The 22,078-nt window shown below is 47.4% G+C and carries 15 protein-coding genes, 11 tRNA genes and 3 rRNA genes; 28 read left to right on the top strand and 1 reads right to left on the bottom strand.

The window, feature by feature from the left end:
• The first annotated feature begins 19 nt into the window (after window positions 1-19).
• The 27 genes from ACYCS5_RS05215 (at window position 20) to yajC (ending at window position 20,615) form a co-directional block, all read left to right on the top strand.
• Complete coding sequence (locus ACYCS5_RS05215) at window positions 20-1,306, top strand: homoserine dehydrogenase (protein WP_029518429.1); 1,287 nt, start codon at window positions 20-22, stop codon at window positions 1,304-1,306.
• Window positions 1,307-1,333: 27 nt separating this feature from the next.
• Window positions 1,334-2,302 (top strand): homoserine kinase, encoded by a 969-nt coding sequence (gene thrB / locus ACYCS5_RS05210; protein WP_342434401.1) that lies wholly within the window; start codon window positions 1,334-1,336, stop codon window positions 2,300-2,302.
• A complete protein-coding gene (gene pheA, locus ACYCS5_RS05205; RefSeq protein WP_029518431.1) occupies window positions 2,299-3,198 on the top strand; it encodes a prephenate dehydratase in 900 nt (299 codons plus the stop codon). The genes thrB and pheA overlap by 4 nt, the downstream gene beginning before the upstream one ends.
• 17 nt (window positions 3,199-3,215) lie before the next feature.
• Window positions 3,216-4,100: a branched-chain-amino-acid transaminase gene (gene ilvE, locus ACYCS5_RS05200; protein WP_029518432.1), complete on the top strand. Its 885-nt coding sequence runs from the start codon at window positions 3,216-3,218 to the stop codon at window positions 4,098-4,100.
• Between the two features lie 159 nt (window positions 4,101-4,259).
• Window positions 4,260-5,858: a LysM peptidoglycan-binding domain-containing protein gene (locus tag ACYCS5_RS05195; protein WP_459760914.1), complete on the top strand. Its 1,599-nt coding sequence runs from the start codon at window positions 4,260-4,262 to the stop codon at window positions 5,856-5,858.
• A gap of 499 nt (window positions 5,859-6,357) precedes the next feature.
• Window positions 6,358-7,913: ribosomal RNA gene (locus ACYCS5_RS05190) — 16S ribosomal RNA — on the top strand.
• Window positions 7,914-8,266: 353 nt separating this feature from the next.
• A 23S ribosomal RNA gene (locus ACYCS5_RS05185) occupies window positions 8,267-11,194 on the top strand.
• A 151-nt stretch (window positions 11,195-11,345) separates the two neighbouring features.
• Window positions 11,346-11,462: ribosomal RNA gene (gene rrf / locus ACYCS5_RS05180) — 5S ribosomal RNA — on the top strand.
• Together the 16S, 23S and 5S rRNA genes with 11 tRNA genes alongside form the textbook arrangement of a ribosomal RNA operon.
• Before the next feature lie 19 nt (window positions 11,463-11,481).
• A tRNA-Asn gene (locus ACYCS5_RS05175) sits at window positions 11,482-11,557 on the top strand.
• A gap of 3 nt (window positions 11,558-11,560) precedes the next feature.
• Window positions 11,561-11,652 (top strand) — tRNA-Ser (locus ACYCS5_RS05170).
• 17 nt (window positions 11,653-11,669) lie between these two features.
• Window positions 11,670-11,741: transfer RNA gene (locus ACYCS5_RS05165), tRNA-Glu, on the top strand.
• Between the two features lie 10 nt (window positions 11,742-11,751).
• Window positions 11,752-11,827 (top strand) — tRNA-Val (locus ACYCS5_RS05160).
• Window positions 11,828-11,856: 29 nt separating this feature from the next.
• A tRNA-Met gene (locus tag ACYCS5_RS05155) sits at window positions 11,857-11,933 on the top strand.
• 26 nt (window positions 11,934-11,959) lie between these two features.
• Window positions 11,960-12,036: transfer RNA gene (locus tag ACYCS5_RS05150), tRNA-Asp, on the top strand.
• Window positions 12,037-12,064: 28 nt separating this feature from the next.
• Window positions 12,065-12,140: transfer RNA gene (locus ACYCS5_RS05145), tRNA-Lys, on the top strand.
• Window positions 12,141-12,175: 35 nt separating this feature from the next.
• Window positions 12,176-12,250: transfer RNA gene (locus ACYCS5_RS05140), tRNA-Gly, on the top strand.
• 5 nt (window positions 12,251-12,255) lie between these two features.
• Window positions 12,256-12,332, top strand: a tRNA-Arg gene (locus ACYCS5_RS05135).
• 12 nt (window positions 12,333-12,344) lie between these two features.
• Window positions 12,345-12,424: transfer RNA gene (locus ACYCS5_RS05130), tRNA-Leu, on the top strand.
• A 7-nt stretch (window positions 12,425-12,431) separates the two neighbouring features.
• Window positions 12,432-12,505 (top strand) — tRNA-Pro (locus ACYCS5_RS05125).
• 115 nt (window positions 12,506-12,620) lie between these two features.
• A complete protein-coding gene (locus ACYCS5_RS05120) occupies window positions 12,621-13,325 on the top strand; it encodes a BofC C-terminal domain-containing protein (protein WP_029514796.1) in 705 nt (234 codons plus the stop codon).
• Window positions 13,326-13,553: 228 nt separating this feature from the next.
• Window positions 13,554-14,057, top strand: coding sequence for a crossover junction endodeoxyribonuclease RuvC (ruvC, locus tag ACYCS5_RS05115; protein WP_029514797.1), 504 nt, complete (start codon window positions 13,554-13,556; stop codon window positions 14,055-14,057).
• Window positions 14,054-14,668: a Holliday junction branch migration protein RuvA gene (gene ruvA / locus ACYCS5_RS05110; protein ID WP_459760913.1), complete on the top strand. Its 615-nt coding sequence runs from the start codon at window positions 14,054-14,056 to the stop codon at window positions 14,666-14,668. Before ruvC ends, ruvA begins: the two co-directional genes overlap by 4 nt.
• 50 nt (window positions 14,669-14,718) lie before the next feature.
• Complete coding sequence (gene ruvB / locus ACYCS5_RS05105) at window positions 14,719-15,726, top strand: Holliday junction branch migration DNA helicase RuvB (protein WP_013372650.1); 1,008 nt, start codon at window positions 14,719-14,721, stop codon at window positions 15,724-15,726.
• A 229-nt stretch (window positions 15,727-15,955) separates the two neighbouring features.
• A complete protein-coding gene (locus ACYCS5_RS05100) occupies window positions 15,956-18,049 on the top strand; it encodes a SpoIID/LytB domain-containing protein (RefSeq protein ID WP_459760912.1) in 2,094 nt (697 codons plus the stop codon).
• 7 nt (window positions 18,050-18,056) lie between these two features.
• The gene (queA, locus tag ACYCS5_RS05095; protein WP_029514801.1) at window positions 18,057-19,085 is read left to right on the top strand and encodes a tRNA preQ1(34) S-adenosylmethionine ribosyltransferase-isomerase QueA; all 1,029 of its coding nucleotides are present in this window, start codon (window positions 18,057-18,059) and stop codon (window positions 19,083-19,085) included.
• Window positions 19,086-19,105: 20 nt separating this feature from the next.
• On the top strand, window positions 19,106-20,245 hold the full coding sequence (tgt, locus tag ACYCS5_RS05090) for a tRNA guanosine(34) transglycosylase Tgt (RefSeq protein ID WP_039275028.1): 1,140 nt from the start codon (window positions 19,106-19,108) through the stop codon (window positions 20,243-20,245).
• Between the two features lie 34 nt (window positions 20,246-20,279).
• Window positions 20,280-20,615, top strand: coding sequence for a preprotein translocase subunit YajC (gene yajC / locus ACYCS5_RS05085; protein ID WP_029514804.1), 336 nt, complete (start codon window positions 20,280-20,282; stop codon window positions 20,613-20,615).
• An 87-nt stretch (window positions 20,616-20,702) separates the two neighbouring features.
• Here yajC and ACYCS5_RS05080 read toward each other — a convergent pair whose 3' ends face one another.
• Window positions 20,703-21,092: a TIGR04086 family membrane protein gene (locus ACYCS5_RS05080; RefSeq protein WP_039275026.1), complete on the bottom strand. Its 390-nt coding sequence runs from the start codon at window positions 21,090-21,092 to the stop codon at window positions 20,703-20,705.
• A gap of 206 nt (window positions 21,093-21,298) precedes the next feature.
• Between ACYCS5_RS05080 and ACYCS5_RS05075 the strand changes: the two genes are divergently transcribed.
• Entirely contained in the window at window positions 21,299-22,075 is a 777-nt protein-coding gene (locus tag ACYCS5_RS05075) for a YetF domain-containing protein (RefSeq protein WP_039275025.1), read from the top strand.
• The last annotated feature ends 3 nt before the right edge of the window (window positions 22,076-22,078 follow it).

Genomic DNA, 22,078 nt, shown 5'->3' with positions numbered 1-22,078 from the left:
GTTATCAGGAGGGGAATGGATGAAACCGGTCAAAGTAGGATTGTTAGGTTTGGGGACGGTAGGAACGGGGGTCGTTCGAATCGTAGAAGGCAATCAGGAAGACTTGAGCAGACAAGTCGGTTCACCGATCATCATTGAAAAAATAGCTGTAAAAAACATAGAAAAATATCGTTCCATTGAAGTGGAGACGAGCAAACTTACTGAGGACCCATGGGAAGTTATTCGGGACCCTGAAATTGATGTAATTATCGAAGTCATGGGCGGCGTTGATCAGACGAAGGAGTACATTCTTGAAGCGCTGGAGCGGGGTAAACACATCGTAACGGCAAATAAGGACTTAATGGCTTTGCACGGTTCTGAAGTATTAGCAAAGGCGCAGGAAAAGCAGTGTGATATTTTTTATGAAGCGAGTGTAGCGGGTGGTATCCCGATCATTCGTACACTAATTGAAGGTTTCTCCTCCGACCGCATTACCCGCATTATGGGGATTGTGAACGGTACGACAAACTTTATTTTAACCAAAATGAGTCAGGAAGGGGCCTCGTACGAGGAAGTTCTCAAGGAAGCACAGGAGCTTGGGTATGCTGAATCCGATCCGACCTCAGATGTGGAAGGACTGGATGCAGCCCGTAAAATGGCAATTCTCGGCACGCTGGGTTTCCGCTCTAATGTAGAGCTCAAGGATGTAAGTGTCAGCGGCATTTCAAAGGTAACCAGTGAAGATATTGCTTTTGCTAAAAAACTAGGATATGAAATGAAATTGCTAGGCATTGCAGAGCGCCAGGGTGATGAATTTACGATTAACGTTCAGCCGACCATGGTACGCAAGCAACATCCATTGGCTTCGGTGAACGGGGTATTCAACGCGGTGTATGTGCATGGTGAAGCAGTGGGTGAAACCATGTTTTATGGTGCGGGTGCAGGTGAAATGCCGACGGCAACATCAGTTGTAGCCGATTTAGTTGCTGTAGTGAAAAATCTCAAACTTGGTGTCAATGGGCTTAAAGCCATCGTTCCTTACAACCCTAAAAAAATTAGTAACGACGAAGATGTGTATTTCAAAAACTTCGTGCTTCTGCATGTGGATGATAAAGCAGGGGTGTTGGCACGGATTACGCAAGTATTTGCTGAATTTGATGTCAGTCTGGCATCTGTTGTGCAGCAACCGAATGAGGTTAACCCCGATGCTGAAATTATTATCGTGACTCATTTAGCCAGTAAAGCAAGTATGAAAAAGGTTTTGGAGCATTTTGAAACTTTGGACGTCATCCGTCGCATCAAGAGCGTATATCGAGTAGAGGGATAGTCAATAAAAGCAGGAGGAATTGTCTGTATGACCGTTTTAAAAACAGTAAGAGTGCGTGTGCCCGCGAGTACGGCCAACTTGGGTCCGGGCTTTGATACATTGGGCATGGCGTTGTCCTTATATGCATGGATTGAAATGAAGGAGGCCGAACAGACGGCTTTTCATTTATACGGAGATGAAATGAATGGTGTTCCCCAAGATAAAACTAATCTGATTTTCAAGGTAGCACAAATGGTTTTTCGGGAAGCGGGTGTATCAGTTCCTGAGCTCGATATTTCGATGTACTCAGATATTCCACTCACTCGTGGTTTGGGCAGCAGTGCTTCCGCCATTGTGGGCGCCTTGGTCGCTGCAAATACGTTGATTGGCTCGCCTCTGCCGGATTCCAAGTTGTTCGATATGGCAAGCGCCATTGAAAAACATCCGGATAATGTTGGAGCTTCTCTGTTTGGCGGTATTATTACAGCGATGTGGGACGGTGAGCGTGCTAGGCATTTACGACTTGAACCGGATACCAATCTGGAGGTTATGGTAGTTATTCCAGATTTTCAGCTGTCCACGTCGAAAGCCAGAGAGGTTCTACCCGCACAAGTATCATTGAAGGATGCTGTATATAATATAAGTCATGCTTCCATGTTGGTAGCAGCATTGGCATCAGGGCGAACCGACTTAATCGCTGAAGCGATGCGTGATCAGCTTCATCAGCCTTACCGCGCGGCACTTGTGCCAGGTATGACAGAGATCTTGCAGGATGCGCACCATTATGGTGCTTTGGGTGTGGCTCTAAGTGGGGCTGGACCAACGTTGCTGGCATTGACAGATCGGCGGGAAAATCGGAAAGCAGAGCTGGAGCAGTATTTAACGGATACCATGAACAAAGAGGGGATCACTGCTTCTGTTTTAAAATTGCGCCCTGAGAATGAAGGAGTTAAAGTATATACAGAAGGGAATACTCTCCCTTTTATGGATATGATTAAAGGGGAACTTACGATATGAAACGAATTGCACTTCTTCCTGAGGGGACTGTTTCTCATGAAGCGATTAAGTATTTGTTAGGAGATACGTCCCATGAATTACTTTTTTACAAACATATCGCGGACGTATTTCAGGCAGTAGACAAGGGTCAGGCAGACTATAGTGTAATTCCCATTGAAAATACGATTGATGGCTCTGTAAGTTTGCATATGGATTGGCTTGTACATGAAGTAGACATTCAAATGCAGGCGGAATGGGTATATCCTTCAATTCAAAATCTTATTGGTCATCGCAGTGAATTTACGAAGGATTTGGACAAGCTAGATTTGAGCAAAGTGGTCAAAATTATGTCTCATCCTGTGGCGCTTCCCCAGTGTAAAGAATTCATACAGGCTTCCGCTCCTCAGGCCGAGTTGGAGAGTGCAGGAAGTACGGCGGAAGCTGTCGAAATTGTTAAACATAACCCCGGTAAAGGCTGGACCGCTCTCGGAACCAAGCTTGCGGCTGCCAAACACGGATTGGATATTTTGGCCAGCAAAGTGACGGATCACGATAACAACTTTACCCGCTTTGTCTTGATCGGTCATCAACCTATAAGTCTCCCGGGTACGCCTGAAGGTCAGCGAACCAGTATTTTGGTCACGCCGCCGCAGGATTTCCCGGGAGCGCTGCATCAGGTTTTATCCGCATTTGCATGGCGCAGGTTAAATCTGTCCCGTATTGAATCGCGTCCGACCAAAAAGCAATTGGGGAATTACTATTTTTACATTGAAGTTTTGGAATCTCTGCATTCCGTGCTACTTCCGGCAGCCTTTGCAGAGATCGAGGCTTTGGGGTGCCATGTACGTGTTCTTGGCTCTTATCCAAGCTACAAGTATGTTGAAGCAGCGATCGAACCTATTTTAAAGGAACATTAATCGGAGGTGTGGTTTTAATGGCAGAACAATGGATCTATCTGGATGGGCAGCATGTGACTAAGGAAAACGCAAAGGTTTCCGTATATGATCATGGATTCTTGTACGGAGACGGTATATTTGAGGGCATTCGTATCTATAACGGGAATATTTTTAAATGTAAGGAGCACTTGGAGCGTCTGTATGATTCTGCGAAATCCATTCAGTTAAACATTCCGTTGTCTCCTGATGAAATGTTGGAAGCAATGGCTGAAACGATTCGTCTTAATGAAATGCGTAACGGATATATCCGTCTGATTGTATCCCGAGGTGCAGGAAATCTAGGTTTAGATCCTCTTCGTTGTGCGAAGGCGAGTGTCATCATTATCGTGGAGCAGCTCGCCATTTACCCGGAAGAAGCTTACTTGACTGGCCTGAAGACAATTTCTGTCTCTCAGCGTCGCAACATCCCGGATGCTTTGAATCCGAAGATTAAATCATTGAACTATCTCAACAATATCCTCGTGAAGATCCAGTCTAACTATGCTGGTGTAGGTGAGGCTATTATGCTCAATTCCCAAGGGTATGTGACGGAGGGCTCTGCAGACAACATTTTCATTGTCAAAAACGGAGTGTTGTATACACCTCCTTGCTATTTGGGGGCGCTTGAAGGGATCACTCGTAACGCTATTATCGATTTGTGTGCTAAGCTTGGGTATTCCCTTAAGGAACAACCTTTTACACTGCATGATGTATATGTTGCGGACGAGGTGTTTTTTACAGGAACTGCGGCAGAAGTTATTGCAGCTTATGAAGTGGATGGTCGTACGATCGGCTCTGGCGTTGCTGGCCCAGTAACTTTGGAGCTCCTGGCTGAGTTCCGGAAGATCGTGGATCAGGATGGCTACAAAGTGTGGCAGGACTAAAATAAAACCGAATCCTTTTAATTGAATGCTCGCGAGAGTATTCAGTTAAAAGGATTTTTTTGTTTGTATGGGGTCATTCGCCCGGGAGGTGCATAGGATGTAATAACAGAAGCCGGGCGTTTATCCCGCCCGAACGAAAGTCTAGGAGGTTTGTGACCTGTGAAAATACACATCGTCAAAAAAGGTGACACTCTGTACTTGCTGGCACAGAAGTATAATGTGACGCTGGAGAAAGTTATTGCCGCCAATCCCCAATTGGCAGACCCTAATCAGTTGAGTATCGGCGAGAAAATTAAAATTCCAACAGAGCCTGTCACGATGGAAACACAGCCGTCAACGGTATATCAACACAAGGTTAAGCAAGGAGACTCATTGTGGAAGTTGTCTAAGGCGTGGAATGTACCGCTCAAGCTAATTATTGATGCCAATTCCCAGCTTAAAAACCCGAACGCACTACTGGTTGGAGAAACAGTTAATATTCCACACTACAAAGAAGAGAATTCTGATTTTACTGAGAATAAAAAAAATACCGCAGTCAAAGAAGAGATGACACAGCCTAAACCTGAATCCCCCACTAAGCAAGAACTTACCCAGCCCAAGGCAGAGATGACACAGCCTGAGCCGGAGAATATGCCTAGCCCTAAAGAGGAGATGACACAGCCGAAAGAAACAGTGAATCCTCCTAAGCTTCCTGAATTAAAACTGCCTGAAGTCCCTATGGCACCCGTAAATCCCGCTCCACCTCAAATGCAGCCTATAGTTACACCACCTGCTCCACCTCAAATGCAACCTATGATTACCCAACCGATTGCATCTAAGCCACAGCTTCCTACAACTGTTGTGAAGCAACCTGTAGCTGAAAAGTTTTGCGGCTGCACAAAATCGGAGTCGATGGTAAATTCCGAGTGGTCGATACAACAGCCGACATCTGATTATAGCCCACAAATAAATGCAATGCCGAACTCGTGGTATCCGGGGATTGGGTCTCCTCAAGCGCCTATAAATACCTCCTTAGCAGAATATGCCTCTCCTACTGTAGTTTCTGATCAGGGCTATCATCATGACTGTGAGCATCCATGGTGCTGGGGGCCTGTGCAGACACCAATTATAAATGCCTATCCAACACCTTATCCTGCCTATTCAGATTGCTGCGCCCCCGGATATTATCCGAGCCATGAAGCGTCTGAAAATGCATCCTATCCTGTCTATCCTCCATTTATCCATCAAGGGCATCCGCCGCAGTATTCAGAGAGTACAGTCCAGAGCAGTCAATGGAGCCAGGCATGGGGAGGACCTCCATATGGTTTGCCTGCGGCTGGACACGTATCCGACTATAGCCAACTACAAGGGCAACAATCTGCGAATTACCCTTATCATCCGTTTGCGCATGGGAATGCACCTATGTATCCATTAGAGGGATATACAACACCCTATATGTTTATGCCAGACTGTGGATGCCGGGAAGAGAACGTCCAGTCGGCACCAGCAATTCCAGGAACGCAGGAGGTAGGTAACAATCTGACTATAGCATCCCAAAATGAAATTGATTCTTCTTCTAAAACAAAGGATCGTAGCGTGAGTAAAGGTAAATCAAAAGACAGCTCTGGCAGCACATCCAAAGAAGAGACGTCCAAAGTCAAGGTTTCCAGTAAAAATGCTACTCATAAGAAGCAAAAATCCCGTAATTCAACTGGAGGAGAAACTCGTTCCTCATCCTTTAGTGCTCGTTCGCGTAAAAATCCATGGATTAGGGACTGACGTGGCTAAAAGTAAAAAGTAAAAGAAGAGAGACTCCTAGTAATGCCCCGGCTTTATTAGTCATTAAGAGAAAGAAATGAATGTTAAAGAGACTGTTATTCTGCTTGAGGGAATAATGGTCTCTTTATTTAAATGCAGTGATTTTAAAGATGAGAAAATAATTTTAAAAAAAGGTGTTGCTACTAAGCTTATATATGTGGTATATTCTTATAGCTGTCTTTTACAAGATAGTTAGCAATACGAAAACAAAGCAGAGTTGATTATAAAATTCTCTTAAAAAAAAGTGTTGCAAAGACGCGGGAAACATGATATATTATTTAAGTCGCCGCTGAGATGCGGTGGTGAAACAAAGTGAGATATGATGTAGGTTTGATCTTTGAAAACTGAACAACGAGTGAGTAAAACGATTTTGTTCGCAAAATCAAACAAGAGATATTTTTATCTCGTCAGTTTCAACATGAGCTTATCGCTCTTTCTATAAACCAGCTTCGGTTGGTCTTTAATGGAGAGTTTGATCCTGGCTCAGGACGAACGCTGGCGGCGTGCCTAATACATGCAAGTCGAGCGGGGTTGTGTAGAAGCTTGCTTCTACACAACCTAGCGGCGGACGGGTGAGTAACACGTAGGCAACCTGCCCACAAGACAGGGATAACTACCGGAAACGGTAGCTAATACCCGATATATCCTTTTCCTGCATGGGAGAGGGAGGAAAGACGGAGCAATCTGTCACTTGTGGATGGGCCTGCGGCGCATTAGCTAGTTGGTGGGGTAAAGGCCTACCAAGGCGACGATGCGTAGCCGACCTGAGAGGGTGATCGGCCACACTGGGACTGAGACACGGCCCAGACTCCTACGGGAGGCAGCAGTAGGGAATCTTCCGCAATGGGCGAAAGCCTGACGGAGCAACGCCGCGTGAGTGATGAAGGTTTTCGGATCGTAAAGCTCTGTTGCCAGGGAAGAACGTCTTGTAGAGTAACTGCTACAAGAGTGACGGTACCTGAGAAGAAAGCCCCGGCTAACTACGTGCCAGCAGCCGCGGTAATACGTAGGGGGCAAGCGTTGTCCGGAATTATTGGGCGTAAAGCGCGCGCAGGCGGCTTTTTAAGTCTGGTGTTTAATCCCGAGGCTCAACTTCGGGTCGCACTGGAAACTGGGGAGCTTGAGTGCAGAAGAGGAGAGTGGAATTCCACGTGTAGCGGTGAAATGCGTAGAGATGTGGAGGAACACCAGTGGCGAAGGCGACTCTCTGGGCTGTAACTGACGCTGAGGCGCGAAAGCGTGGGGAGCAAACAGGATTAGATACCCTGGTAGTCCACGCCGTAAACGATGAATGCTAGGTGTTAGGGGTTTCGATACCCTTGGTGCCGAAGTTAACACATTAAGCATTCCGCCTGGGGAGTACGGTCGCAAGACTGAAACTCAAAGGAATTGACGGGGACCCGCACAAGCAGTGGAGTATGTGGTTTAATTCGAAGCAACGCGAAGAACCTTACCAGGTCTTGACATCCCTCTGACCGCTGTAGAGATATGGCTTTCCTTCGGGACAGAGGAGACAGGTGGTGCATGGTTGTCGTCAGCTCGTGTCGTGAGATGTTGGGTTAAGTCCCGCAACGAGCGCAACCCTTATGCTTAGTTGCCAGCAGGTCAAGCTGGGCACTCTAAGCAGACTGCCGGTGACAAACCGGAGGAAGGTGGGGATGACGTCAAATCATCATGCCCCTTATGACCTGGGCTACACACGTACTACAATGGCCGGTACAACGGGAAGCGAAGCCGCGAGGTGGAGCCAATCCTAGAAAAGCCGGTCTCAGTTCGGATTGTAGGCTGCAACTCGCCTACATGAAGTCGGAATTGCTAGTAATCGCGGATCAGCATGCCGCGGTGAATACGTTCCCGGGTCTTGTACACACCGCCCGTCACACCACGAGAGTTTACAACACCCGAAGTCGGTGGGGTAACCCGCAAGGGAGCCAGCCGCCGAAGGTGGGGTAGATGATTGGGGTGAAGTCGTAACAAGGTAGCCGTATCGGAAGGTGCGGCTGGATCACCTCCTTTCTATGGAGAATCGTTTCCTGCGATGGAAACATTCAAATATGAAGCGTAAGCTTCAAAACTCAGGTTTAGGCCTGTTACTCACTCGTTGCTCAGTTTTGAGAGCTCAAACTCTCAAGCTTCGACGAATACTTCATTCACACATTCGTGTGGAACCGAAATATTCATCGGGTTTCGCTTCGATGAAGCGAATTGCACCTTGAAAACTGGATACCGAAACGAAATTGCGTTTTAGAATATTCCTTTAAGCTGATCTTGTGTAAACAAGTGAAATAAAGGTAGCTGCCTTGAATTTCATTCACACGTAAGTGTTGAACCGAAATTCAAAGCAAATCGTATTTACGATGTAAATACTAGGTTAAGCTACAAAGAGCACACGGAGGATGCCTAGGCGCCAGGAGCCGACGAAGGACGTGGCGAACAACGATAAGGCCTCGGGGAGCTGTAAGCAAGCTTTGATCCGGGGATGTCCGAATGGGGAAACCCGGCTGTCTTCATCGACAGTCACTACTCACTGAATTCATAGGTGAGTGAGAGGCAGACCAGGGGAACTGAAACATCTAAGTACCCTGAGGAAGAGAAAACAATAGTGATTCCGTCAGTAGCGGCGAGCGAACGCGGATTAGCCCAAACCAAGGAGCTTGCTCCTTGGGGTTGTGGGACGTCTCACATGGAGTTACAAAGGAACCGGTTAGATGAAGAGGTCTGGAAAGGCCCGCCAAAGAAGGTAAAAGCCCTGTAGTTCAAAACTTGTTCCCTCCGAGACGGATCCCGAGTAGTGCGGGGCACGTGAAACCCCGTATGAATCCGGCAGGACCATCTGCCAAGGCTAAATACTCCCTGGCGACCGATAGTGAAGCAGTACCGTGAGGGAAAGGTGAAAAGCACCCCGGAAGGGGAGTGAAATAGATCCTGAAACCGTGTGCTTACAAGAAGTCAGAGCCCTATTTATGGGTGATGGCGTGCCTTTTGTAGAATGAACCGGCGAGTTACGTTCCCGTGCAAGGTTAAGGTGAAGAGCTGAAGCCGCAGCGAAAGCGAGTCTGAATAGGGCGATTTGAGTACGTGGACGTAGACCCGAAACCGGGTGATCTACCCCTGTCCAGGGTGAAGGTGCGGTAACACGCACTGGAGGCCCGAACCCACGCATGTTGAAAAATGCGGGGATGAGGTGGGGGTAGCGGAGAAATTCCAATCGAACCCGGAGATAGCTGGTTCTCCCCGAAATAGCTTTAGGGCTAGCCTCGGAAAGAAGAATCGTGGAGGTAGAGCACTGATTGGGTGCGGGGCCCGCAAGGGTTACCAAGCTCAGTCAAACTCCGAATGCCATAGATTTAGTTCCGGGAGTCAGACAGTGAGTGCTAAGATCCATTGTCGAAAGGGAAACAGCCCAGACCATCAGCTAAGGTCCCCAAGTGTGTGTTAAGTGGGAAAGGATGTGGAGTTGCACAGACAACCAGGATGTTGGCTTAGAAGCAGCCACCATTGAAAGAGTGCGTAATAGCTCACTGGTCGAGTGACTCTGCGCCGAAAATGTAACGGGGCTAAACACACCACCGAAGCTATGGCTTGATGCTTTGCATCAGGGGTAGGGGAGCGTTGAATGCGGGTTGAAGGTGTACCGTAAGGAGCGCTGGACTGCATTCAAGTGAGAATGCCGGTATGAGTAACGAAAAGATCTGTGAGAATCAGATCCGCCGAAAGCCTAAGGGTTCCTGAGGAAGGTTCGTCCGCTCAGGGTAAGTCGGGACCTAAGGCGAGGCCGATAGGCGTAGTCGAAGGACAACAGGTCGAAATTCCTGTACCACCGTAATCCGTTATGAGCAATGGGGTGACGCAGTAGGGTAGTGACGCGGACTGATGGATGTCCGTCTAAGCAGTGAGGCTGATGTGTAGGCAAATCCGCACATCATTAAGGCTGGGCTGTGATGGGGAGCGAAAATTGTAGTAGCGAAGGTCATGATCTCAGACTGCCAAGAAAAGCCTCTAGCCAGGAGAAGGTGCCCGTACCGCAAACCGACACAGGTAGGCGAGAAGAGAATTCTAAGGCGCGCGGAAGAACTCTCGTTAAGGAACTCGGCAAAATGACCCCGTAACTTCGGGAGAAGGGGTGCCTCGGTAGGGTGAATAGCCCGAGGGGGCCGCAGTGAAAAGGCCCAAGCGACTGTTTAGCAAAAACACAGGTCTGTGCGAAGCCGCAAGGCGAAGTATACGGGCTGACGCCTGCCCGGTGCTGGAAGGTTAAGGGGAGTGGTAAGCCTTCGGGCGAAGCTATGAACCGAAGCCCCAGTAAACGGCGGCCGTAACTATAACGGTCCTAAGGTAGCGAAATTCCTTGTCAGGTAAATTCTGACCCGCACGAATGGCGTAACGACTTGGGCGCTGTCTCAACGAGAGATCCGGTGAAATTTTAATACCTGTGAAGATGCAGGTTACCCGCGACAAGACGGAAAGACCCCATGGAGCTTTACTGCAGCTTGATATTGAATTTGGGTACGGTCTGTACAGGATAGGTGGGAGCCGTAGAACTTTGAGCGCCAGCTTGAAGGGAGGCATCCTTGGGATACCACCCTGATCGTATCTAGGTTCTAACTTGGTACCGTAAACCGGTGCGAGGACAGTGTCAGGTGGGCAGTTTGACTGGGGCGGTCGCCTCCTAAAGAGTAACGGAGGCGCCCCAAGGTTCCCTCAGAATGGTTGGAAATCATTCGAAGAGTGCAAAGGCAGAAGGGAGCTTGACTGCGAGACCTACAAGTCGAGCAGGGACGAAAGTCGGGCTTAGTGATCCGGTGGTACCGCATGGAAGGGCCATCGCTCAACGGATAAAAGCTACCCTGGGGATAACAGGCTTATCTCCCCCAAGAGTCCACATCGACGGGGAGGTTTGGCACCTCGATGTCGGCTCATCGCATCCTGGGGCTGAAGTAGGTCCCAAGGGTTGGGCTGTTCGCCCATTAAAGCGGTACGCGAGCTGGGTTCAGAACGTCGTGAGACAGTTCGGTCCCTATCTGTCGTGGGCGTAGGAAATTTGAGAGGAGCTGTCCTTAGTACGAGAGGACCGGGATGGACGTACCGCTGGTGTACCAGTTGTTCCGCCAGGAGCACCGCTGGGTAGCTATGTACGGAAGGGATAAGCGCTGAAAGCATCTAAGCGTGAAGCCCCCCTCAAGATGAGATTTCCCAATTAGTAAGACCCCTTGAAGACGACGAGGTAGATAGGTTGGGGGTGGAAGTGCAGTAATGCATGGAGCTGACCAATACTAATCGGTCGAGGGCTTATCCTAAAATAAAACGCAAATGAGTTTCGGATCCAGTTTTCAGGGTGTAACCTTGAAGGTATGTATAAGTGACATACGACAAGCGCATGGCTATTCATTCACACGATATGTGGTGAACCGAATAACCTTACGGAAGAATTTGCATAGCAAATTCATGTTTGGTGGCGATAGCGGAGGGGTTCCACACGTACCCATCCCGAACACGACCGTTAAGCCCTCCAGCGCCGATGGTACTTGGACCGCAGGGTCCTGGGAGAGTAGGACGTCGCCAAGCAGAGCTTTATGATTATTATTCCCTGATAGCTCAGTTGGTAGAGCACTCGACTGTTAATCGAGTTGTCACAGGTTCGAGTCCTGTTCGGGGAGCCATATGGAGAGGTGTCCGAGTTGGCCGAAGGAGCACGATTGGAAATCGTGTAGGCGCCAAAAGCGTCTCGAGGGTTCGAATCCCTCTCTCTCCGCCATAATTATTTTATTGTATGGCCCGTTGGTCAAGGGGTTAAGACACCTCCCTTTCACGGAGGTAACAGGGGTTCGAATCCCCTACGGGTCATAAGTAATATGGAGGCTTAGCTCAGCTGGGAGAGCATCTGCCTTACAAGCAGAGGGTCGGGGGTTCGAACCCCTCAGCCTCCACCATTTATTTAAATAGAAGTCCCTTATATTATCGCGGGGTGGAGCAGTTCGGTAGCTCGTCGGGCTCATAACCCGAAGGTCGCAGGTTCAAATCCTGCCCCCGCAACCAATTAACTTTTGAATGTAAACTGCTATGGAACTGTGGTGTAGAGGCCTAACATGCCTGCCTGTCACGCAGGAGATCGCGGGTTCGAATCCCGTCAGTTCCGCCATTTTCACAAAGTTATGTTACCCTGTTGGGAGCCATTAGCTCAGTTGGTAGAGCACCTGACTTTTAATCAGGGTGTCGAAGGTTCGAGTCCTTCATGGCTCACCATTCATGCACTTATATGTCATGGATATAATGATATTGCGGACGTGGCTCAGCGGTAGAGCATCGCCTTGCCAAGGCGAGGGTCGCGGGTTCGATTCCCGTCGTCCGCTCCATATTTGCGCCCTTAGCTCAGCTGGATAGAGCGTTTGACTACGAATCAAAAGGCCGGGAGTTCGAATCTCTCAGGGCGCGCCATTAACTTCATAAGCCGGTGTGGCGGAATTGGCAGACGCGCGCGACTCAAAATCGTGAGGGAAACCGTGGAGGTTCGAGTCCTCTCACCGGCATGTATTTCGGGATGTAGCTCAGCTTGGTAGAGCACCTGGTTTGGGACCAGGGGGTCGCATGTTCAAATCGTGTCATCCCGATTCAAAAGGAAAGTCGCTGGAAGCAGCGGCTTTTTTGTTATATTAATTATCTTTTTGTATAAATCAGTAATCGCCAGGTCACACTAACACAAAAAGTGGGACGGAAGGGATTACTGTGAAGCGATTAAGTTGGAAAAAACAGATGAAACGGCGCTGGAAACAGTGGAGAAGAACAGTGTGGGCCTGTAGCATTTTGGGTGCGGCTTGTTTGCTGGCAGGGTTGGGTATTCTGTTATCGAATTATATGCAGGCTATGTTGTCACAGCCACTCGCTACTACCGTCATGGCAGAGGAGGGCATGGAGGAGGCTTCACATCTCGGTCCAACTGAAGATCACTCCTCACATATGCAACTATTACAAAGTATTCGTGCTTCCGGTATAAGCAGGAAGACCCGTCTGTTAACCACCTACGTATGTGGTACGGAAACACTTTCCTTGGGAACGCTAAGTTCACAGCAGCTAGAGACCTTACTGAAGCAACATCCCGATTGGAAGGGACGACTTAATACCAAAGGAGAGGTGTGGCTGGAACGCAGGGTGGAAGACTTGTCAGAGTCATGCAAAGAGCGTGGATACATGGGTTTGAGCACTGACGGCCAGCTTACATTGTATGAAGGACTGCCTAAAAGAGAAAAAGTTATCCGCACTTTTTTTCAATTGGATGTGGGTTCCATGGAGACGGCCTTGCCAGAAGGGGTGTATAAACAACTTCAGCAGGGAATCCGTGTACAGGATATAAATGAGTATAACAGTGTAATTTCCACTTTTAGTGACTTTGCCGTGGAGCGAACACAGAGGGTATTAAAACAGCACTATTGATTACAACTGCGAGACGTTAGGCTTTGCCCATGAGGTAAGGCTTGAAGCGTCTCTTTTTATGTTTTTACTCATGTTTAAATTTTTTCCTCTATTAGATACAAAGTTTTGTTATAATGAAAAGAACGACACATATGTTCGCTTTATATGGTATTTGACCGTGAGTATATTCAGGATAACGCTGGCTATTGATTAGTTACGCCATGATTGAGCGATAGGGGAGAGATTTTTTTGCGTTTTCTAGGAATTGATCCGGGTATTGCTATTGTGGGCTTCGGGTTTGTAGACAAGATTGGCAGTAAAGTGGTGCCTGTGCAGTATGGCTGCATCCAGACGGAGGCTCATACACCGGAAGAAGAAAGGCTGCTTCATGTGTATGAAGGCATGTTGCAATTAATAGATAAATATAAGCCTGATGCGGTAGCACTGGAAAAGCTCTTTTTTAATCGCAACGTTACAACCGCTATGTCTGTAAGTCAGGCACGTGGGGTGCTGGTGCTGGCTGCAAAACAACGTAATTTGCCTATAGGTGAATACACGCCGATGCAGGTAAAGCAGGCTATTGTAGGGTATGGTAAGGCTGAGAAGAAACAGGTACAAGAAATGGTTAGAATGTTTCTAAAGCTTCAAACTGTGCCGAAACCGGACGATGTAGCGGATGCTTTGGCGGTGGCTATTTGTCATGCGCACTCCTATGGACTAAATTCAAAATTAAATGAGGTATTGCGAAAATGATAGATTTCTTGCGTGGTTCTGTGGCCCATTTGGAAAATGAATATGTCGTTTTAGATGTACAGGGTGTAGGGTACCGGGTATTTTGTCCGAATCCTTACGCGTTCGCCAAAACTGAAGGTTCAGTGGTTGTTTATATTCACCATCATGTAAGGGAAGATGCTATTTTACTGTTCGGTTTTGCGACCCGTGAGGAGCAGCAGCTATTCCGTAAACTGATTGATGTATCTGGTATTGGACCGCGTGTTGCGCTTGGTATTTTAGGAGGCGGTACGCCGGCTCATGTGGTAACGGCGATTTATCAGGAGAATATCACATTTCTCACCAAGTTACCGGGGATCGGTAAAAAGACGGCACAACGTATGATTCTGGATTTGAAAGACAAGCTGGACGGTATTGGCTCGTTGGGGATGGCAACCGGATTGTTTGCTGAGCCTGTCGTAGAAGAAGGCGAAGGTTCATATTGGGGCGAGGCCCGTGAGGCGCTCAAGGCCCTCGGTTATACTGATACTGAGTTGGATAAGGTATGGAGCAGAATGAAGAAAGATGCGAAACCTGATGAATCTGCCGATATTTTGATGAAGCGGGCTTTGCAACTGTTGTTTGCCGGATAGGACGCGGATGTCCGTTAACAAGTGTCTGGTGAAAAGAGGAGCGATGGAATATGGATGACCGGATTATTTCCGCCAATTTGATGATGGAAGACCAGACGGCGGAGCTAAGCCTTCGCCCCCGTTATCTAAATGAATATATCGGGCAAAATCAGGTTAAGGAAAATCTGAAAGTATATATTGAAGCGGCCAAAATGCGTAAAGAAGCGTTGGACCATGTACTGTTGTACGGACCGCCTGGGTTGGGTAAAACAACTCTTGCTAACATTATTGCCAATGAGTTGGGGGTTAATCTGCGTACGACTTCAGGTCCTGCAATTGAAAGACCGGGAGATTTGGCAGCATTGCTGACCAATCTTCAAGAGGGTGATGTTTTGTTCATTGATGAGATTCATCGCCTTCATCGTACGGTGGAAGAAGTCATGTATCCGGCGATGGAGGATTTTGCGCTGGATATTATGATTGGTAAAGGCCCGAGTGCACGCTCAGTCCGTCTGGATTTGCCACCCTTTACTCTTATAGGGGCCACTACGCGCGCTGGGCTGCTCTCTGCGCCATTGCGTGACCGGTTTGGTGTTATTAGTCGATTAGAGTTTTATACGACAGACGAGCTGGCTTACATTGTGTCTAGGAACGCGGATATTATGGAGATTGAAATTGTCGGGGATGCGGCGGAGGAAATCGCATTGCGTTCACGGGGGACACCGCGTATTGCCAACCGACTATTAAAAAGGGTGCGTGATTTTGCCCAGGTTGCCGGAGATGGAATTATTCATTCTGAGTTGGCTGCAGAGGCGCTAAAGAGACTTCAAATAGATCCTCTCGGGCTGGATGAAATTGATCATAAAATGCTTAAGGCCATGATTCATTCATTCCGGGGCGGACCTGTAGGATTGGACACAATTGCTGCAACCATTGGTGAAGAGAGTCAGACTATTGAGGACGTGTATGAACCATATTTGTTACAAATTGGTCTTTTACAAAGAACACCTCGGGGACGAACAGTGACTCCGGCGGCATATGCCCACCTTGGAATCCCCATGCCAACGGATCCACGGTGATTAGGAAACATGATGCACTTTTTTAAAAAAATTATTGCATGGTTACATGCAGTATGGTGAATACGATATCGGCTGACGGATGACTGAGGGAATGAGAGTATAAGTAAGATTTTGGCGGGTTTATATTTTGGTTTATTCCGCCGATGTATTTAAAGGGACAGACAAGGATCGAGAGCCCGATAAATTACGCAAATATAAGTGCTAGGCAGCTAGATTGGGGGAGCCAGAAATGAGTGGAAAAGCATTTAACCGAGAAAGTATTTTCGGTGCATGGATGGGCCGGGCCAAACGAGCAGCAGCGATTATGGTATTAGCTACAGTGTGCATACCTTGGTCTTCGGGCGTTCACGCTGCCGCCGCCCAAGAGGATATTCGTGTAGTGATTTTTGCGGATCTAGGTAGCAAATATAAAGCGACAGTCCCCGCTGTAACCTTGAAATCATCAGGAGGTCTGAGTGTTGGACAGAACAGTGGAGGCAGCTTTCAAACTTGGATGGGACTGCCAGACAGTACAGCTCGTTTTAGTGTAGACAGCTATCGGGTGAAGGTACTTGAAGGAAATGAAGCAGCGGCGATAAAAGCGGCACAAGCCCTGCAAAAGACTAATGATAAACCTACGGTTTTTATCGGTTCAAAAAATGGTAGCTCTGTGTATCAAGTGTACGCGGGAATATATGCTAGTGAACAGTCTGCGCAGGCTGCTGTACAGCGGATTTCCTCGGCAACCGGAGCGCAGGCCGAGGTGAAGGGAAACAAGCATTGGTCCACTGGAAGCTACGGAAGCGAGCAGGAAGCTAATCTCGTTCGAACGACAATTGCTGCGGCGGGCTTTGATGCTTTTACTGTGATTCAATCAAGAGGTCAGTATGCTGTGTGGGTTGGAGAAGAAAGTAATGACAGCAAGCTGTTGGCTTTGAAAACTGAGTTGGAGAGCAAGCAACCGAGACTCACGCTGTCTAAAGTTAATGCTACTCAAACCGGCCTCATTATAAGACAGGAAGCAGGAGTCACGACTGGCTCGCAGGTGATGTCTCATTACAAACTAAGTGGTTCTGATAATAGCAAGGTAATTGTCAGCGGTGGTAACGATGGAATACAAGTGATGGAAAGATCACAGCGTATATATCGCGGCGAGATGGAGATTGGCATGACGTCAGGTCAGCTGGCGCTTGTGAACGAAGTTCCTTTGGAGCAGTATTTGTATTCCGTGGTAGGAGCAGAGGTCTATTCCTCATGGCCAGATGAAGCGCTCAAGGCTCAAGCGGTAGCGGCTCGTAGCTACGCGCTTGCCCAAGGCAATCGGTTTCAGATCGGCAATGTGGTAGACGGCACGTTAAGCCAGGCTTACAACGGTAAGAGCTCGGAACATGCCAATGTCAATGAGGCTGTAGATGCAACAGCTGGTGAAGTCATTAAAAGTGGCGGCAAAGTGGTCGAAGCTGTATTTTCATCTAATGCGGGCGGTGTGACAGCAGATGCTTCTGAGGTGTGGAACAGTGGTGGCGAAGCCTTTGCCAGCGTAGACAGCTCGGGGGATACTTCGGCGCAAAAAGGAGCACAGGAATGGTATCATGTACTTCTCTTCAGTGGCAAGACAGGGTATATTCGTGAGGATAATGCTAAGGAACTGGAGGGTGTCACAGAAGCGGGGTTAGACAAAATCACCGTCACTGCGGAAAATACAAATGTGCGTCCTATTCCCCAAATTCAATCGACGGTTACACCAATAGCCAAGGCGCAGCCGGGTGAAGAGATCATTGTATTAGAAAAGGTGCCTCAGTCCGGAGACTATGCATGGGTGAGGGGGCCCTTTACGTCAGCTCAGCTTGCTAAATCCCTGCAAGGAAAAGTAACGGGTACAGTGCCTTCCTCTATTAATCACCTCGATGTCACCAAACGTGGTCCATCAGGGCGAGTGTTGGAGGTTGAAGCGAACGGATCCCCTTTGAAAGTGAAGTATCCGGATATGTTTCGCTCAGCAATGGGCGGACTCCCGAGCACACTGTTTGATATTGCGAGTACCGGAAGTTATACTGTATTAGGCGCTGATGGGGCTACTTCTCATGTAAGTGGTACACAAGGCACTCAAATCCTGTCCGCATCTGGCAGCAGTACTTCAAGTGGTAACGGGGTGATCGTCATGAATGAAGATCGTCATGCACGAGTCATTGACAAAACACAAAGCTTTATTTTTTCAGGTAAAGGAAATGGTCATGGTTTGGGCTTATCCCAATGGGGTGCCAATGGTTTGGCCGAGCAGGGGTATGATTACAAGAAAATTTTGCAACACTATTATAAAAATGTGGATATAGTTAAGGACTGACCAATATATGAACGTAAACGACTACGATTTTGAACTGCCTGAAACATTAATTGCACAGACGCCTTTGCTTGATCGGAGCGCTTCCAGATTACTGACATTAAACAAAAATAACGGTGAAGTGGGCCATCATACGTTTTCGGATATTGTGCAGTATCTCCAACCAGGGGATACGTTGGTATTAAACGATACGAGAGTGATTCCTGCACGCTTGTTTGGCATCAAGGAAGACACGGGAGCTAAGGCTGAGGTTTTGTTACTTAAGCAACTGCAAGGGGACCGATGGGAAGCATTGGTGAAACCTGGTAAAAAGCTGAAAAAGGGTGCTGTTATCGTTTTCGGTGATGAGCTGAAAGCAGTAATTGAGGAAGAAGGAGATATGGGCGGAAGGGTACTGTCATTTTCATATGACGGTATTTTCCAGGAGATATTGGACCGCTTGGGCCAAATGCCGCTTCCGCCGTATATCAAGGAACAACTGGATGACCGCGAGCGCTATCAGACCGTTTATGCTCGGCATGAAGGTTCGGCTGCGGCTCCAACGGCAGGGCTGCACTTTACAGAAGAATTGCTGGACCAGATTAAAAAGAAGGGCGTTACCGTTGCCTTTATCACACTTCATGTTGGCCTAGGGACGTTCAGACCGATGTCTGTGGATACGATTGAAGAGCATGTAATGCATGAAGAATACTATTCATTGTCACAGGAAACAGCCGATGTGCTCAATGAAACCAAGGCGCGCGGTGGAAGAGTCGTGGCGGTGGGGACGACCAGTTGCCGGACGCTGGAGACGGTGGGTAATAAATTTGGTGATGGAGTATTAGAGGCCAGTAGTGGCTGGACACAGATTTTTATTTATCCAGGCTATGAATTCCGTGTGGTGGATGCGATGATTACGAATTTTCATTTGCCCAAATCCACCTTGGTTATGCTGGTCAGCGCACTGGCGGGCAGGGAGAATATTATGCATGCTTACCAGGAGGCGATTGACCGACAATATCGGTTTTTCAGCTTCGGGGATGCAATGTTCATTTATTAATTAAGGATGGTAGAGAAAATATGGCACCAGCAATAAGATACGAACATATCAAAACCTGCAAGCAATCGGGAGCCCGTCTCGGGCGTGTACACACTCCTCACGGAGTTATTGAGACACCAACCTTTATGCCTGTGGGAACTCAGGCGACTGTTAAAACGATGAGTCCTGAGGAACTGAAAGCGATGGATGCTCAAATTATTTTGAGTAACACGTACCATTTGTTTCTTCGTCCTGGCCACGATATTATTCGTGAAGCGGGTGGACTGCACAAGTTTATGAATTGGGATCGTCCTATTTTAACGGACAGCGGCGGATTCCAGGTGTTTTCTTTAAGTGAAATGCGCAAGATTTCAGAGGAGGGTGTTCATTTTCGCTCTCATTTAAATGGAGATAAAAAGTTTCTTTCGCCTGAAGTGGCGATGGAAATTCAAAACTCGCTTGGCTCAGATATTATGATGGCCTTCGATGAATGTCCGCCGTTTCCGGCTGAATATGAGTATGTGAAAAAGTCACTGGAACGCACCAGCCGTTGGGCTGAGCGTTGTCTAGAGGCACACGCGCGTCCTCATGATCAAGGTCTGTTTGCCATTGTTCAGGGAGGCATGCATGAAGATCTGCGCAAGCAAAGCGCTGCGGATTTGACTTCCATGGATTTCCCGGGGTATGCTATTGGTGGACTGAGCGTAGGTGAACCGAAACATTTGATGTATGAAGTGCTCGATTATACGGTTCCTCTGCTTCCCACCAACAAGCCACGTTATTTGATGGGCGTGGGTTCGCCTGATGCTTTGATTGAAGGCTCTATCCGTGGTGTGGATATGTTCGATTGTGTACTTCCAACCCGAATTGCTCGCAACGGGACAACGATGACCAGCCAAGGTCGTCTTGTCGTTCGCAATGCCCAATATGCAAGTGATTTTGGCCCGCTCGATCCTGCTTGTGATTGTTATACCTGTCGCAATTATTCACGTGCTTACTTGCGACATTTGATTAAAGCGGATGAAACCTTCGGGCTCCGACTGACAACGTATCATAACTTGCATTTCTTAATACAATTGATGCGTAATGTCAGACAAGCGATTATGGATGACAGGCTGCTTGATTTCCGAGATGAATTTTTTGAGCAGTACGGTCTTCATGATAATGATAAAGGATTTTAAGTTTTAGGGAGAGTATACGAAAGGGGGATTTAACATGTTTCATTTTGCTACAGCCGCTGCTACACCCGGTGGAACTGGCGGACTTTTTCAAATGATCTGGCCACTGGCTCTGATGTTTGTAATCTTCTATTTCTTGCTGATTCGCCCGAATCAGAAAAAACAAAAGCAACGTCAAACGATGCTTCAAGCTTTGAAAAAGGGAGATAAAGTCATTACAATCGGAGGTCTTCACGGTACAATTATGGAGATTACGGATGATGTAGTAGTTTTGCGTGTGAATGATGTCACGAAGCTGACCTTTGACCGCAGTGCAATCAGCAACGCGATTGCAAAAGACACGGCATCTGAGGAAGTTGTTTCCAAATCGTAAAATGCTGGTGACCGTTATACAAAAACCGAGCCTTTGAGGAGGCTCGGTTTTTTGTGTTGTTTTATTACATGGGTACAAACATTTTGATTACTTGCTGAGATTAATGCCAAACATCCCACCACCTGCGCCTATGACAAACGCGAAACCTAAGTGTAACAGGTCCTTGCCGACCATGCCCGCATCCAATGCCAGAAAACCGACCAGCAGAACGATTAGTCCATACAGGATACCTGTAATACCGCCTTGATACCAGCCTTTGTTTGCTGATCTTTTACCGGCGACGAAGCCACCAGATAGCATGGCGAATGCATGGACGATGTACGTATACAATGATAAGTCCTGTTCCTGCATCTGTGTCAGCCACAAGAGTAGTGAAAGAATCAATGCGCCAAGCAGCATCCATGCAAAAGCATAGAATAAGCCGGATAAAATAGGATGGGCCAGACGAAACGAACACCAGCGGCGAATGAGCTCCATTGATAATTCCTCCTGTACCAAGGTTTGAACTATTATCATTCTATGGCCAAGCCTCACGGCTTAGTACCAAGTCGCAAGCAGTCTTTCTCTTTATTTCAATAATTTAGCCTTTTGTTTTTTGTATGAGCCAAGTGAGGAACGGTCAGAATACGTGTACAATGAACGACTCATGTCTTATTGCAAGTACAGGGGAGGAGGCGAACATATTGAGTCACGATATTTTTGCTCATATTTTTCGGACGCTGCTCATGTATTTTATTGTATATCTGGTGATGCGCTTGATGGGTAAAAGGGAGATCGGTAAATTGTCTGTTTTCGATCTCGTCATATCCATTATGATTGCAGAAATTGCTGTATTCAGTCTGGAGGACATAAAACGTCCACTTTACGAAGGATTGATTCCTTTAGGAGTGCTGTTAATTTTGCAAATTGGGATTTCCTATTTCAGTCTGAAAAGTCGGCGACTGCGCTTACTATTTGATGGTAGGCCCAGTGTATTGTACTCTAATGGACAATTAAACAAGGACGAAATGGTGAAACAACGTTACAATTTGGATGACTTGCTGTTACAACTTCGTGAACAAAATATAGAAAGTCTGGACGAAGTTGAATATGTTATTTTGGAAACGACAGGTAAGCTAACGGTTATAGGTAAGGATGATAACGATGGAGTGGAACACGAAAAAATGAAGCAGGAATTAAACGGAACAGATTTGGCAAACAAAGAGCTACAGGTGGATAAAGTCCATCCTTCTCCACAAATCGGTGGAAAGTTTAGATATGAGGGACTGCCTATTCCATTAATCATGGATGGTAAGGTGCTGGATCGAAATTTGGAACGGATGGATATGAACCGGTTTTGGCTTAAAAATCAAATTCAAGCGAAGGGACACAAAGATTTTAAGGATGTTTTTTTATGCTCGGTTAACCATAGAGGTGATGTGTACATTACACCACCGGCCTATGGAAAATCTTCGGATTAGATT

It is taken from the genome of Paenibacillus sp. SEL3 (assembly GCF_054602585.1).
This window is presented reverse-complemented; position numbering and strand designations above follow the sequence as displayed.